This window comes from Nostoc sp. UIC 10607, assembly GCF_047228265.1.
Taxonomy (GTDB): domain Bacteria; phylum Cyanobacteriota; class Cyanobacteriia; order Cyanobacteriales; family Nostocaceae; genus Nostoc; species Nostoc foliaceum_A.
In genome coordinates this window covers 29,792-42,817 of sequence record NZ_JBIQNW010000007.1, presented here as the reverse complement: position 1 = coordinate 42,817, position 13,026 = coordinate 29,792, and the positions used below count along the sequence as shown (strand labels likewise).

Here is a 13,026-nt window from a genome sequence, read left to right as displayed (position 1 = left end):
TGCATCCTATCAAACCGATTTCGCCACCTTCTTCCTAACGAAATTAATAAAAGCCCCCTCCGGGTTGTCAGAAATGCCCTTCTTGGCTGCCAACTCCTCGAACTGCCGTTGCAGAGCGTCCATTATTATCTCGCCAGATCTACAGACAAGTGACAAATTTTGCTTTCTTTTAGCCAAATTATGGAGGCGATCGCTCTTTGCTGATTTTGCTTAACCCGCTTAAAGACAGCATTTCATTGACAAAAATAAATATACTTTTAAAATTGCAATAAATTGTTAAAAATTGGCAAAAATGCCTATTTTGGCACTTAATTTGATAATTGATATAGCATTCTAGATGTTCCCTAACTTGCATTCCTACAGCATATGCAAGCAATGGGGGTACCGAATTTCCGATTTCTCTTTGGGCGTGGAGTGTTGCCTCACTGAAATTAAACCAATCGGGGTAGCTGTGCAAACGAGCAGCTTCTCTAACTGAGATAACCCGTGGTTGTACTGGATGCAGGGGACGTAATGCGGTGCGGTTGCCACTCCCGGCTCTTAACGTTACGCAGAATCCATCCCATTGCAGCTTCTTTGATTTGGATTTAGCTTCCCTTGTACCTGGGGGAGTGTTGATGAATTGCTGAATTACTTCTGGTGTATGTGTTGTCGCTGCGAATCCCGTCTCAATGTTAGTTACTATACCAAGATTTGGGAATATTTTTTCAAGATACTTAGCATATTCTCCCTTCACCCAATCTGGATGCCATTCTTGAGTGTTTTGCTTGGGGAGTAGGGGAACTGGCAACAAGTCCGCGATCGCATCTCTAACTGTATGTTGAGGTTGATGCTGCGGCAGTATAATTTCTCCAAACTTAGATGCAACAAAAAAGACCCTTTTTCTAGCTTGCGGAACTCCGTAATCTGAAGCGTTCAGGTTCCATTTTGAGAGAAAATAATGTTCTTCTAGCACTGCTTGGAGGTTAGCAGTAATGCAGCCAAACTTCTGATTTTTAATGCCTGGCACATTCTCCATGATTGCAGCTAGGGGATTGAGTTCCAACACCAGCCGTACAAACTCCCCTACCAACGAGTTTCTCTCATCTTCAACATTTTGCAGTCCGGCAACGCTAAATCCTTGGCATGGTGGGCCACCAAAAACGGTATGAATTTCCCCGTCCCAATCTACATACTTCGCCTGAATACAGGCACGTATTTCTGCCGCTGTCACCTCCCGAATGTCTTTGCACAAGACTGTGGCATGCGGGAAATTATGTTGGTATGTTGCTAGGGCAATGGGATTATTATCAATGGCGATCGCGATTTCAAATCCTGCTGCTTTAAATCCCAAATCAAATCCACCCACCCCAGAGAATAGGCTAACAGCTATTTTTTTGTTTGTTGCTGTTGAGTTCATTGAGATTCTAATTAATGTTAACTTCTTGCACTTGGCTTTAAAGACATATCAATTACAATCGGAGTTATGCCTGACTCTCAAGTCTGCCAACCATCTGTCTAACCGACTATTACTAACTGTTTCTTCTATTAATGGGTAATCGGTGGTAAAAACTTTATATACCCCTCCTGACTCCATCTCATAAAAGTTGACAATCAACCCTTCACGCTTGGCATTGGTAAGCTTTTTGATTGCCTCTGGAAGCATCTGCCATACAGATTTCCTTTCTGCATCCGAGAGGAGGTTCCAAGCTTCTTCTTTAGCTTGTTGATATTGCCATAGTCCTCGGCGCACTGAGGAATAATCTGAAGCTTTCCGCAATATGTCTGCGAGGACTTCTGCATCAGTTGCTGGGACTTCATTTGTACCGAACATCCCAGCCAATGTACTTTCTACTGCCTGAATCTCATCTTCTTCAAAGTCAATGTTTGACTCTTCAGGTTCTTCCAGGTATTCTTCGCAGTCATATTCTTCTGTATCCCTTTGCCACAAGGTTTCAAGTTCTCGCTGCATTACTTGAAGGTTTGTTGGGTTGACGATATTTTCATCGTTGGCAGGAATCAATTCTTCTATGGTGTCAGTGAGTTGTTCACAAGGGATTAGTTCTTCAAAAGAGCCGATTTCATTCTTGGCTATCTCAGCTTGATGCTTTTCATATAGGTCAGTGATCGCCATTCTGACAATTCGCTGCGGTGACAATCCCAATTCCTCTATTAACTTCTCGGTAAACACTCCTGTTTGGTGGTCATCCTCCATAATTTTGCCGAAGGTGTAATATCTATTTCCATCTGGTGTTGCTCGCCAGTTGCCATCTTTTTTTTCTTGATTCATGGCTTTGAGAAACAATCTTCTTTTCTCAATTAGTTTTAACACTGATCCGCAAGTCAATCCACCAATAGGAATATCTTTCAATTCATCAATTAGGATTTTGTAGTTATTGGAACATAACCGAAGTAGTACCGATATTGGTAAAACCGCTAAATGTTCTGGACAACTGATAAATGCTTGAAAATTCTCGGCAATTCGGAGCGATCGCCTTTCCTCAGCACTGCCCTTGTCCCAGCCGTACTCTTCTAACAGTGCGCGATACTCTTTTTTAGTGTAAGTCTGCTTGTACTCATAGAGTAGGAAAGCCGTGTGGAGGTACTCTAGGTTACTTTGCTCTATGTGGGTGGTAGGATTGGAGTCTATCTGATGCTTCTCGACGTATAATTTATTTGCAAAAGTTGTTGTAGTCATGACATTTTTCTGCGCTAACATAATGCGCGGTTTTATCTTTAAGACCAAGTTTCCTAATTCGACTAGTTAAATAAGTCAGGCCGCTTTTTCCCAATTTTTTGATGACGATTTGGAGATAGCAGCCAAAGCATAGCCCAAGGTGTGCTTGTGAATTTTGGGCATTTTGTGAAATGACATATCTTGACCCCAATCTTGGACTGATTTGGTGCCAATATGTAATACTTGCGTGAGAGTTTTGACACAAGTTGCGCGAAAATTGGCGTGGGAAACAGTTTGCAGTATTTGCTGTTCAGTTAACCCTTCAAGGAATATTCTTTCTAGAAAGGTTTGAGCATCTACTTCCGGTGCGTTGTATTCTCCTCTCAAGATGCTTTTTAGCTGGTTTGGTATGATTTCGGCTGCGTGAATGTAAGCAAGTGAAATTTTGCAGTAGTTGGGTGTTCCGTCAAAATTGAGATCGCTTCCCCACTTGCGAACTGTTGGTCTTTGTACCCCTAAGACTGCACATAGTACAGTGATACATTTTTTGCGGTATTGTGAGTCGGTTTCTTCTTCCAGCAGTTCTCCTGCATTGAGTTCGGCGATACCAAAACTGTGGCGTAGGAACTGCCTGGGTTCTAAGGCTTCTTTGGGAAGATTTTTGAAGTTTTCGCAGTATTTCATATTTAATTCGTGCAGAAATTTTGATTGAAATAGATGTTTTTCTGCCATCTCAACTTTTTTGTGCTTTTGGTTGAAGAATACCAAATTAACTAATTATGTATGTGTTTTATTTACATTTTGTAACTATTTAGCTGTGTAAAAATATTTTTACACTGCTAAATAGTTACGTTTGTTAACATTTTTGCATATAAAGGCTTCAAATATGCTTTGTGGTTCCGATAAACTGAAGTAACATGAGTAAACAACAGCCCGAACAAAACCCAAAGCTACCTCCGAAGCGCGGTCGTCCTGTAGACGCAGAGAAAGACCGCGTGACAGTCCATATTAATGTTGATATGCGGAGTCAAATTGAGAAGTTAATACCTGACATGGGTAAAAGCTTGTCAATGGTAGTTAGGAACTTAGTAAATTTGGGTTTAGAGCTTGTTGGTTTATCTCAAAAGGGACTTACTGCTCCTCGGTCAGGTAATTTGGAGGAGTGGCTTGCGAGTTATACGTCTTTGGGAACTGAGCTGCTTATAGCCTGTGAAACTTTAAATTTATCAGCTCCAAAATCAGGACAAATAGCTATTTGGCTTTTAGACAAAATGGCTTTTGGGTCAAATGACCCTCAAATCATTAATGAAGAAGATACTGGTACAAAGCTTTTAGAAAGAATTCGTTTAGGAAAGAAATTACAAACATTTAGCCTTGAACAAGGCATAAAATTACCTGAAAATGGGGAATTTGCTACTTGGTTGGGGCAGCTATATACTAATGCTGTTATTGGGCAAGAGTTTGTAGCTGCTTGTCAGACGCTGGGTTTGCAGTTACCAGAGACAGGAAAACTACAGGAATGGTTACAAGATTTGGTGGAGCGATCGCGCAGCCTGTCTACAGTAGAATCGCAATTATCAAACGAGTTATTAGAAGAATGCGAGCGATTGGGGATAGATCCGCCAAAACCTGGTGAGGTTGGAGCGTGGCTACAAAATACCCGCCCTGCGGTATTTGAGCAGCCAATGCACCAATATAGGTTACCTTTTACAGATGATGGTTTGCCTTTAGGGGGGTCGCAACCGTTTTTGGAGCATTTACTGACACTAAATGCACCGCCAACAGAAGATGAGGAGTATGACATTGCTCATAGGTTTGGTGTAGACCCAGCGCATCTGAAGGAACTCATATCCCGCATGAGATTTGACAGGAACGGACAGACAAATAATTGTCATTAATAAGCTTCGAGGATAAATGCATGGATGCCATTGAAGATTCCTCAACATTGTGGACTTTATTATCTAGACCTGGATGGGAGATTAAGCCGAACCCAGTAAAGCATTTACTCAAAATTAAAGCTCCTGACTACCAGGAAGCATTAATACTTTATACTAACTACCGAAAATTTCTAGCGACGTGGGCAGCGTCTCTCAACTGTACCTGTGCTTTGATTGGAATTCAGGGGATGCGTGGGGCTGCATTCAAAATTCTTGCAGCAACGCCAGCATCGCAGCAGAAGTTATACGAAGACTTAATTTTTGCAAGCTTACAAAGGTCGGTTCGTTTTGAATCTAATGGACTGGCCGAAAGCGATGGCTACGCCCGCCGCAGGCATCGCAACTTTGAGGATAATATCTGTGAATCTTCAGGCTTTTACATTGCCGAAACTTTTTTGTACCCTGAACTCAGACCAATTGTTGATGAAGTATTTTCAAACCCAGACAAGAAACTTGCTTTAACACGAATGTCCGACAATTTTCAATTGATCGTGTCCGCATCAGCAGCACGGGCAATGAGTTCTGACTCACAAGATGTGGTGCGTCGTCGAACCACAGATTTTTGGCACGCTAGAGACTACCAAATTTTTATACAGAAGTTTAAGCAAGATGGTAGCACAGGTTTTGAAATCACTTACCAGGCAACGACAAATCTGCCTAAGACTAATCCTTTAGCAGCGTGGGCACAGTTTACTACAAGTTATAGGTTTTTTGAGATTGATATAGGCGGGCGCAGGGAAGTTTACCGTTTGGGCGAAGGTAAAGACATTACACCAATCAACCGTCCCAAGATTGTTTCATAATTAGCGAGGTTTTATGGCAGTAAGATTCCTAGAAAACAAGGGCAGTGGCAATATCCTAGAGATTACTAAAGCTAGGCTTTTAGAACTTACTCCTAATGTTTATCCCCTCACCTGGGAAGCGATTCTTTCAGGTAAAGGTGATAGTGTAGCTATTTTAGGTGCAGGTTTTGCCGAACGTGAAGTTTTTTTTGGTTTTGAAGGAGTTGACCTAACGCGCTACCAACTTCCGACTATTGACTGTTACGACATTGCTACTTATCCACCAGAAAAGTTTTTGGCTTTACGCAGCCAATACCCAAATCTACAGTTAAATTATTTTTGCGATCGCAATCTAGCAGAACTAGAACTGACAAAACTTTACGCTCCTAAAACATTACGGTTAGTTTCAGTACATGGAGTGTTGGATTATTTACAACCAGATGCTGTTATGCGGTTGTTACTCGATATAGTGAAGGTGCAACCGGAAGCGATATCAGTGCGGCTATTTTTAATTGGAAACCCGTGGTCGCGTAATTTTGCAAGTACAAATCAGTTAGCTGAGGAAGTAAAATCAATTGAAATTATTACAAGTAGTTTGGTTGAACCAATTGATTTTAATCTATTTTGTCGTACAGGTATTTTTAGATTAGATATTTCAGATGAAGATAAAATTGCACATAATTTATTACCAACATATGGTGCATCCCATGTAATCCCTGATAAGTTAGTTGGATATCTTAAAACTCAAGGATATCAACTTATAACAAGCGATGTGTACTCACTTACTAGTCAAGATTTACAAGGATATGAATCACAACATTCTAATCTTAATGAAGACAAATGTACGAATTATCCGCACGGAATATTGTTATTTTTCAAACGATAAAATAGCTAGCTCCGTAAAATTTATAGGCGTAATTAACTAAATTCATCTAAAAGCGCAGTTAAAGAAATAATGTTAATACTTAAAGTAAGGTTATCTAATTTATAAGAGGTTATTTGATAAGTATAAAATTGTTTGGGAGAGCAAAATGTTAAAAGAACTTCACCTCCAGCAAGTTGGACCTGCTGTCCACTTTGATGTCGCATTTGCCGATAGGCTCAATATATTTACAGGTGATAATGGTTTAGGTAAAAGTTTTTTACTAGATATCGCTTGGTGGGTGATGACTACAAATTGGGTAGAACAACCAGCATACCCACAGCAAGTTAGAGGTGAAAATCCGCAAATTACAGGAATAATTAGCAATAAAAAAGATATAAGAGAATATCAGAGTTACTTTGATTTTTCTGAACAAAAATGGCGTAGTTTACAAATGCCTCCTTTATTAAAAGAGGTCGTTATTTATGTACGGGTTGATGGTAGTTTTTCTGTTTTTGACCCAGCTCGCCAACGCGATATTGCTTATAATTTTAACCCAAATACACTCTGGAATGGATTAAAATCAAAAAATAAAGTTCTTTGTAATGGTTTAATTCAAGATTGGGTAACATGGCAAAATCAACCAAATAAATATCCATTTCAACTATTTTCTAATGTTATTAAAAAACTTGCACCTCACCCTTCAGAATGGATAGAAGTGGGAGAGCCAACGCGAGTTTCCATTGAAGATGTGCGCGATATTCCTACAGTTAACCTACCTTACGGGAATGTTCCTGTCACTCAAACATCAGCCGGAATGAAGCGTATTCTGGGACTAGCTTATTTACTAGTGTGGACTTGGTACGAACATAAAAAAGCTGCTGAATTACGGCAACAAAAGCCAGTAAATCAGATAGTTTTACTAATTGATGAAATTGAATCTCATTTACATCCTCGTTGGCAGAGAGTGATTCTACCAGCTATTTTAGCTGTAGTGAAAGAATTACAACCCAGGATGAAGATACAGGCTTTAGTAACTACTCATTCTCCACTTGTTCTTGCTTCCTTAGAGCCAAATTTTAATGAGCAAGAAGATCAACTATTTTTATTTAAATTACAAGATAGAGAAGTTAGCCTTGATGAAGTACCTTGGTCAAAACAAGGGGATACAGTTGGATGGTTAACCTCAGAAATTTTTGGTCTCAAACAAGCCCGTTCCAAAGAAGCAGAAATTGCAATTGAAGCAGCAGAGGCTTGGATGCGTAATGATGATATGAATGCGTTTCCAGAACACTTGAGAAGACCAATACAAATCCATCAGGAACTTCAAAGAGTTTTACCAGGACATGACCCATTTTGGCCCCGTTGGATAGTTACAACGGAGAAAAGAAATTTTGGGTTATCAGAGGTATAACACAGATGATGCCATTTAATCCTCCTCCAGAACCGCCTGATTTTGATGAAAAAGTGCGACAACCGGGAAATGCTTGGTTGGAAAAAAATCCTAATATCAAAAAAGGAACTAGAGATTATTGGTCGCCTTTCAAAAGTTATTTAGCCGATGGATTTAATAATCTTTGTGGCTATAGCGTTATGTATGAACCAGTTGGTACAGTAGATCATTATCGCAGCCGTGAAAATTACCGCTATTTAGCTTACGAATGGACTAATTTACGCTTTGCTTCTGCTTGGATTAATAGTAGTAAAGGTACACTTGACGACCAAGTGCTTGATCCTTTTGATTTGGGAGAAGATTGGTTTGAAATTTTACTTCCTTCCCTACAATTAGTATTAACAGATAAAGTTCCTCCGCAACAACTTCAAAGGGCAGAATTTACTTTGGAACGGTTGCGGTTACGGGATGACGAAAGAGTCTTGCGCCAGCGTCAACAATGGTATCAACTTTATTTGGATGGTGATTTGACTCTACAAGGATTAGAGAAAAAAGCCCCTCTGATAGCTCGCGCGGTAAAGAAACAGCAGCAGGCTATTTCTCAACAAGGGTAAGCTTTACAGTTATTAGATTGTGAAGGCAAGTGTTCTCATAACATGAGACTGCAAGATAAATGGGTAAAAGTTCGATGAACTTCTCACAGGCTATTAAGTCCCATATTTCGTTATATATTTCTGTTAGAGTAATTTTTTATTAAAAGAGTATTTTTTTATTGTTTTTATTCATATATACAAACGTGCTTGCATTATCAACAGGCAGTATGTAACTTGGCTAGTGTGCAGTTTATTTGGAGATAGGTAGAACTATAGATGTATTTGAGTTGAGCTATACCTGTACTAAACTGGCATATTTGGTAAATTATTTTTTAATTTATAAACAGTTTAGTAATTTACTAGTTTAATTCGCTTCTCATTGATGTTGTCTTTCACTTGGAATTGAGTTTGATGATATGTGAAAACGTTATATACACCCAAAAAACACTTGCCGAAAGATACGGGATTTCAATCTCTGCTTTACAAAAGTGGTATCCCTATGCCGGTATAGTAAAACCGCGAAAGCGGGGAGGATATTTTGATGCAGCAACAGTCGAGATTGCTGATGTTTTTTACGTTGCTACCAAAATTCGGCGGTTGACGTATAAGGAATATTTACAGCAAGTAATTCCTGCTGGTGGCTTAGATGCTTATTTACAAAAAGTTAATGGCTTAACCCTTTATAACTTTTTGACCAAGCATATATCTGATGAAGAAAAAAACAACCCAATTGTGCAATCAGTAATTAGGAGAATTGAGCGCAATGAAGCATATCAACAAAGTGGCAGAGACTTTGCAGGTGTCGCCTGATGTAGTACGTACCTGCTGTCGGTTGTTAGATTTAGCTTTGCAGCCAAATGATACGCTTGACGAAACAATCGAACAGCAATTAGTTCAACTTAAAGAGATAGCTTCTCGTGAAGGTATGTCCTTGGAAGAAGCTGCCCAGCACTTGATTGCAATGCGCGATCGCAAATCAGAAGTAGGTGAACATAAGTTCGACAAGCGCGAGTATATTAAACAGCGATTTGGCGTAGACCCAGAACAAGCTTCCCCCGATAGTTTTGTAGGAATACTGTACCGGGATGCAGACAGGGGAATTCAGTTAGGAGAATTACGCCATAAAGTGGTGCTTGAATCTTCCACACTTGCTCTCGAAGAATTTGTTTTTCATGGCAGTAGTTCGCTGGCTGAAGGTAATACTTCCGTTTCGCCTGGTTACGACCAGGCGCAAGAGCGAATCAATTCGCGCATCAATAACGATTTTTTCGGCAAGGTGAACTGGGGGGAAGAGACTCATCCACTGTTGATCGGTACATCGACACCGCAGCCGAGACAGTTGAAGTCCTCGCAGCCGAAAACCGGGCAATCTCCGAAGAAATAGTTAGCCAGATGCTACCCATCTGTTATCGAATACGGGATGAAAGTTTACTTAATTTGAGAAAAACATCTACCCAAGCAGTTGGTATAAATTTACTTTCGGTAGTAGCTGGTACTGTGGTTGGTACATGGGTAGCGATTCCCCCAACGCAGGATAAACAAGAGATTTACAGCATCCAGCCAATTTTGGTGGGTGTAGGCATAGGTGAATTAGTTGGTTTAATTCTGGCATTAGTAGTTATTTGGTTTACCAGGGAGCAGGTATGAGTGCAGCATTTGACTTTTTGGTTAATACTGCGGGTGGTTTGTTAATGAACTTGGGTGTTTCCGGGATGGTAGGACAACTTTTGGGAGTGGGGGCCACGCTTGCCCTGCATCCTCTGTTGCTACTTACCGGGATAGTTGTGGGTGGTGCAGGAATTGCGATCGCACGCGAGTTAAACAAGCGCCCTCAGTTGCAGTTGGTTGTTGATAATACGTGAGGGGTAAATTATGTTTACTCCTACACCTGTGCGAAATAAACAACCAAATCGAAGAAGACAAAAGGTAAATGTCACCCTGTGGACGGTTTGTTCGACTGTTAGTGCGCTGTCTGTTATTGGGGCTGTTGCATTGATGGTTGGATGGAAGCAACAAATTCCAGGTAATCAGATATCGGAGGTACAGCAAGTAAAGGCGCAAGTTGCCCAAATTCGAGAAGTGTACTTAGAAAAGCTTTCCCGTACTGACTACAATATAGACCATCTGTCCAGTTACTCCTCAGTAGAGGGTGCGCCTACTCTTACAGGCTGGCGGCAGTTAGCGGCGGCATTGTGGGGACAGCAACTGCGGGGTGAAATATCCAGAATGCAAGCTAATGAGAAATCTGGGTTTTACCGCCTTCATTATATGCCAGCACTAGAGATAGTTAAATTCAACTCTCTAGATGTTTTACTAGAAGCGGCTTCTGGAAATAATAGTTTTTATTGGGGATACCGCAAAACCGATGGTACGAAAGTTGAGGAGAAGATACCAACTGGAGCTGCTGCTGTTTTGATTTTGGGTAAATTAGAGGCGATTGATTACGCCCAGAATTTGGAATCTCAACCATCGGTCGATCTGAACCAAATGCTAATTCAGATTAGGAATGCTCAAGAACCATACTCGCTTGCACAGGCGCAGCTGTTACGGGCGCGGGGGTATTTAGATCCAGTAGAACAGATGGCACAGGTGGCAGATATCCGCGAGAAAATACGCCAGAAAGAGGAGGAAAGACGAATATATCTCCAACAAATGAAGAAGCAATTACCTAATCCAATTCCTAATAGAAAGCCTGTTAATAAATCAGGGGAGTGATGTCATGTATGTCAAGTTTGCTGCTGCGATAATTTGCATAGCTTTGTGTTCGCTCAATGTTGTAGCGGCAGTCAAACGTACCCCTATTCGTACTACCCTGGAAGGTTCAACTCGCACAACGGTTGAGATGATGCCATCTCCCAATTCAGGAGTGCATTGGATGAGTGCAGTTATATTTCTGGCTGGGTTTACTTGTTTCTTGAGTTGGGGAATTTCTGACTATAACAATGCAGTTGAAGAAGCAGATGCAGTGTCTGAGAATTTGGGAAATTCTGGCAATCAGCAACTTCCTGTTGGTGTTTCTAATACTGATATTCAGCCTTCTTTAATCCCCCCAGTTTCGCCTCCTGGTATGAGATTTAATAACGAGTTTTCTGCTAAAAATGTCGTTCAATTTTCTCCTCGTTCTGCTGTTTCTGGATTGGGGCGAGTAGATAGTAGTCAGTTTGTTGAAGATGGAGTGCAAAATCAACCTGGAATGTTATCTCCAGAAGAGTTTTACGCTCAACTTCAAGATGAAGATTTTTGGGAAGATACTAACTCCCAAATAAATAATAAACCCGCCAGCTAGTTAGTTAATTTGAGGTCATATTATGAGTAGAAATCAACGCCGTAATTTTGATGTTGATTATTCTGAAGGTGGAGCAATTGTGCCTGCCAATCGGTTGCAAAATATGTTGCAGCAGGTACAGCAAGGAGGAATGGTAAATCAGCAACCTAGCGTTTCTCCTATGACCACTTATGATACTCAACCCGTAGAAGTTAGGTATATTAATGCACCTACTGCCTATAAGCCCAGGGTTCCTCAGATAGAAATTACCTATATTGAGACTTGGAAAGCACATAGGTTGCATCCACAAAATCCCTGGAGATTTGGCTGGTATCCAGTATATTTTTTATCTGATGTAATTAAATCTCCTGTGGGTGTCGCTGCTGTGGGAGTGTGGTTGTTAATAATGCTGTTAAATTTTCTCCTTAATGGCAGTTACACCGGGCCAGGATATGCAGCTGGGAAGAAGATTGAAGTTGTACCCAAAGAAGTTCCTTCTTTTGCCCTACCTGTGGTTAAGCAGTTGGATTAATGTGGGTAAAGGCAATTTTTTGGTTAGTACTGCTGGTATGGATTGCAGATATCTTGCAACCAGGATATTTGCAGTTTTATAACTGGCGTAATGCTGTGGCGTTGGCACAAAAGCTTCAATTTTTATCGCCGACTGCTGTTTCTACTGCTGCACCTAGTGTGAATATATCTTCTAATCCTGTCTCTACGCGCTATTCCCCTAAAGTTCAGGAATCTGCAACATCCGGAGATGGACTAAATTCTCCTGATTGCCGTGTAGCTCAGAATGATTTTGAGGAAGTATTGAGTACTGCAAAGATTGGTTGTTGGCAGGTTTCTCCTGCTAATGCAAAAAGGCGTTGAGACAATGCGAATAATCTTTGAAACTGACAGTAAAAAGGAGGTTAGTAATTCGACTGTAACTAGTTCGGATGAGACAGCCGATACTAATTCGAGTGAAAGTTGGAGATATGCGATCGCCACCTCAGTTGTCATTGCAGCTATGGTCATTCCCCAGGTTTCTGGATGGATTGAATCTCAATTGTTAGTTAAATCTCTCCAGAATCTAATACTACCTAGAACTGTTGTTAGTAATAAGGTTTTAAATAACGGTCGAATTGCCTTTCCTACTGCGGCTGGTACTCCTGTAACTAGTGAATTTGGTTGGCGGACACACCCCATTACAGGCGATCGCAAGTTTCACAGGGGAATTGATTTTGGTGCAGCCAAGGGTACTCCAATTTATGCGGTTGATGCTGGTCGAGTAGCTTTTGCGGGTGACAAGGATGGTTACGGCAAAGCAGTTGTTATTCAGCATCAGGGAAGTTTATCTACTCTCTACGGTCATGCCAGTCAGCTGTATGTGCAGCAGGGGCAACAAGTTGTCCGTGGGCAGATGATTGCAGCAGTAGGTAGTACGGGGTTTTCGACGGGGCCACATTTACATTTTGAAGTTCACGTTAATGGTGTAGCGCAGAACCCCCGCCCTTATTTACACGAATATTTAGCAAACCGTTGAAAGTTATTTA

The 13,026-nt window shown here is 40.9% G+C and carries 17 protein-coding genes; 14 read left to right on the top strand and 3 right to left on the bottom strand.

What is annotated here, in order from left to right:
* Window positions 1-178: 178 nt before the first annotated feature.
* The 3 genes from ACEYW6_RS08795 to ACEYW6_RS08785 form a co-directional block, all read right to left on the bottom strand.
* Complete coding sequence (locus tag ACEYW6_RS08795) at window positions 179-1,399, bottom strand: DNA cytosine methyltransferase (RefSeq protein WP_412979402.1); 1,221 nt, start codon at window positions 1,397-1,399, stop codon at window positions 179-181.
* A gap of 48 nt (window positions 1,400-1,447) precedes the next feature.
* Window positions 1,448-2,677 carry a hypothetical protein gene (locus tag ACEYW6_RS08790; RefSeq protein WP_412979401.1) on the bottom strand — a complete coding sequence of 410 codons (1,230 nt, stop codon included), beginning with the start codon at window positions 2,675-2,677 and terminating at the stop codon, window positions 1,448-1,450.
* Between the two features lie 75 nt (window positions 2,678-2,752).
* A complete protein-coding gene (locus tag ACEYW6_RS08785; protein WP_412979400.1) occupies window positions 2,753-3,340 on the bottom strand; it encodes a hypothetical protein in 588 nt (195 codons plus the stop codon).
* Window positions 3,341-3,573: 233 nt separating this feature from the next.
* On the opposite strand from ACEYW6_RS08785, the gene ACEYW6_RS08780 reads away from it, so the two are divergent.
* The 14 genes from ACEYW6_RS08780 (at window position 3,574) to ACEYW6_RS08715 (ending at window position 13,016) form a co-directional block, all read left to right on the top strand.
* On the top strand, window positions 3,574-4,554 hold the full coding sequence (locus ACEYW6_RS08780; RefSeq protein ID WP_412979399.1) for a hypothetical protein: 981 nt from the start codon (window positions 3,574-3,576) through the stop codon (window positions 4,552-4,554).
* A gap of 20 nt (window positions 4,555-4,574) precedes the next feature.
* Window positions 4,575-5,396, top strand: coding sequence for a hypothetical protein (locus ACEYW6_RS08775; protein ID WP_412979398.1), 822 nt, complete (start codon window positions 4,575-4,577; stop codon window positions 5,394-5,396).
* A 13-nt stretch (window positions 5,397-5,409) separates the two neighbouring features.
* Window positions 5,410-6,261 (top strand): hypothetical protein, encoded by an 852-nt coding sequence (locus tag ACEYW6_RS08770; RefSeq protein WP_412979397.1) that lies wholly within the window; start codon window positions 5,410-5,412, stop codon window positions 6,259-6,261.
* A gap of 145 nt (window positions 6,262-6,406) precedes the next feature.
* The gene (locus tag ACEYW6_RS08765; RefSeq protein WP_412979396.1) at window positions 6,407-7,651 is read left to right on the top strand and encodes an AAA family ATPase; all 1,245 of its coding nucleotides are present in this window, start codon (window positions 6,407-6,409) and stop codon (window positions 7,649-7,651) included.
* Between the two features lie 5 nt (window positions 7,652-7,656).
* Window positions 7,657-8,244: a hypothetical protein gene (locus ACEYW6_RS08760; RefSeq protein WP_412979395.1), complete on the top strand. Its 588-nt coding sequence runs from the start codon at window positions 7,657-7,659 to the stop codon at window positions 8,242-8,244.
* A gap of 390 nt (window positions 8,245-8,634) precedes the next feature.
* Complete coding sequence (locus tag ACEYW6_RS08755; RefSeq protein ID WP_010994008.1) at window positions 8,635-9,033, top strand: hypothetical protein; 399 nt, start codon at window positions 8,635-8,637, stop codon at window positions 9,031-9,033.
* Between the two features lie 22 nt (window positions 9,034-9,055).
* On the top strand, window positions 9,056-9,607 hold the full coding sequence (locus ACEYW6_RS08750) for a hypothetical protein (protein WP_412979533.1): 552 nt from the start codon (window positions 9,056-9,058) through the stop codon (window positions 9,605-9,607).
* Between the two features lie 8 nt (window positions 9,608-9,615).
* Complete coding sequence (locus tag ACEYW6_RS08745) at window positions 9,616-9,870, top strand: hypothetical protein (RefSeq protein WP_190582573.1); 255 nt, start codon at window positions 9,616-9,618, stop codon at window positions 9,868-9,870.
* Complete coding sequence (locus tag ACEYW6_RS08740; RefSeq protein ID WP_011316696.1) at window positions 9,867-10,085, top strand: hypothetical protein; 219 nt, start codon at window positions 9,867-9,869, stop codon at window positions 10,083-10,085. The genes ACEYW6_RS08745 and ACEYW6_RS08740 overlap by 4 nt, the downstream gene beginning before the upstream one ends.
* Window positions 10,086-10,095: 10 nt before the next feature.
* Complete coding sequence (locus ACEYW6_RS08735) at window positions 10,096-10,938, top strand: phage terminase large subunit family protein (RefSeq protein WP_086759824.1); 843 nt, start codon at window positions 10,096-10,098, stop codon at window positions 10,936-10,938.
* Window positions 10,939-10,942: 4 nt separating this feature from the next.
* Window positions 10,943-11,509 carry a hypothetical protein gene (locus ACEYW6_RS08730; RefSeq protein WP_412979394.1) on the top strand — a complete coding sequence of 189 codons (567 nt, stop codon included), beginning with the start codon at window positions 10,943-10,945 and terminating at the stop codon, window positions 11,507-11,509.
* Window positions 11,510-11,531: 22 nt separating this feature from the next.
* Window positions 11,532-12,020, top strand: a complete 489-nt coding sequence (locus ACEYW6_RS08725; protein WP_412979393.1) for a hypothetical protein — start codon at window positions 11,532-11,534, stop codon at window positions 12,018-12,020.
* The gene (locus tag ACEYW6_RS08720) at window positions 12,020-12,361 is read left to right on the top strand and encodes a hypothetical protein (protein WP_412979392.1); all 342 of its coding nucleotides are present in this window, start codon (window positions 12,020-12,022) and stop codon (window positions 12,359-12,361) included. The genes ACEYW6_RS08725 and ACEYW6_RS08720 overlap by 1 nt, the downstream gene beginning before the upstream one ends.
* A 4-nt stretch (window positions 12,362-12,365) precedes the next feature.
* Window positions 12,366-13,016 (top strand): M23 family metallopeptidase, encoded by a 651-nt coding sequence (locus ACEYW6_RS08715; RefSeq protein WP_412979391.1) that lies wholly within the window; start codon window positions 12,366-12,368, stop codon window positions 13,014-13,016.
* Window positions 13,017-13,026 lie beyond the last annotated feature (10 nt).

Excerpts from the sequence above, each read along its gene's own strand:
- ACEYW6_RS08795 (WP_412979402.1), bottom strand. The coding sequence starts at position 1,399 with ATGAACTCAACAGCAACAAACAAAAAAATAGCTGTTAGCCTATTCTCT.
- ACEYW6_RS08790 (WP_412979401.1), bottom strand. The coding sequence starts at position 2,677 with ATGACTACAACAACTTTTGCAAATAAATTATACGTCGAGAAGCATCAG.
- ACEYW6_RS08785 (WP_412979400.1), bottom strand. The coding sequence starts at position 3,340 with ATGAAATACTGCGAAAACTTCAAAAATCTTCCCAAAGAAGCCTTAGAA.
- ACEYW6_RS08780 (WP_412979399.1), top strand. The coding sequence starts at position 3,574 with ATGAGTAAACAACAGCCCGAACAAAACCCAAAGCTACCTCCGAAGCGC.
- ACEYW6_RS08775 (WP_412979398.1), top strand. The coding sequence starts at position 4,575 with ATGGATGCCATTGAAGATTCCTCAACATTGTGGACTTTATTATCTAGA.
- ACEYW6_RS08770 (WP_412979397.1), top strand. The coding sequence starts at position 5,410 with ATGGCAGTAAGATTCCTAGAAAACAAGGGCAGTGGCAATATCCTAGAG.
- ACEYW6_RS08765 (WP_412979396.1), top strand. The coding sequence starts at position 6,407 with ATGTTAAAAGAACTTCACCTCCAGCAAGTTGGACCTGCTGTCCACTTT.
- ACEYW6_RS08760 (WP_412979395.1), top strand. The coding sequence starts at position 7,657 with ATGATGCCATTTAATCCTCCTCCAGAACCGCCTGATTTTGATGAAAAA.
- ACEYW6_RS08755 (WP_010994008.1), top strand. The coding sequence starts at position 8,635 with ATGATATGTGAAAACGTTATATACACCCAAAAAACACTTGCCGAAAGA.
- ACEYW6_RS08745 (WP_190582573.1), top strand. The coding sequence starts at position 9,616 with ATGCTACCCATCTGTTATCGAATACGGGATGAAAGTTTACTTAATTTG.
- ACEYW6_RS08740 (WP_011316696.1), top strand. The coding sequence starts at position 9,867 with ATGAGTGCAGCATTTGACTTTTTGGTTAATACTGCGGGTGGTTTGTTA.
- ACEYW6_RS08735 (WP_086759824.1), top strand. The coding sequence starts at position 10,096 with ATGTTTACTCCTACACCTGTGCGAAATAAACAACCAAATCGAAGAAGA.
- ACEYW6_RS08730 (WP_412979394.1), top strand. The coding sequence starts at position 10,943 with ATGTATGTCAAGTTTGCTGCTGCGATAATTTGCATAGCTTTGTGTTCG.
- ACEYW6_RS08725 (WP_412979393.1), top strand. The coding sequence starts at position 11,532 with ATGAGTAGAAATCAACGCCGTAATTTTGATGTTGATTATTCTGAAGGT.
- ACEYW6_RS08720 (WP_412979392.1), top strand. The coding sequence starts at position 12,020 with ATGTGGGTAAAGGCAATTTTTTGGTTAGTACTGCTGGTATGGATTGCA.
- ACEYW6_RS08715 (WP_412979391.1), top strand. The coding sequence starts at position 12,366 with ATGCGAATAATCTTTGAAACTGACAGTAAAAAGGAGGTTAGTAATTCG.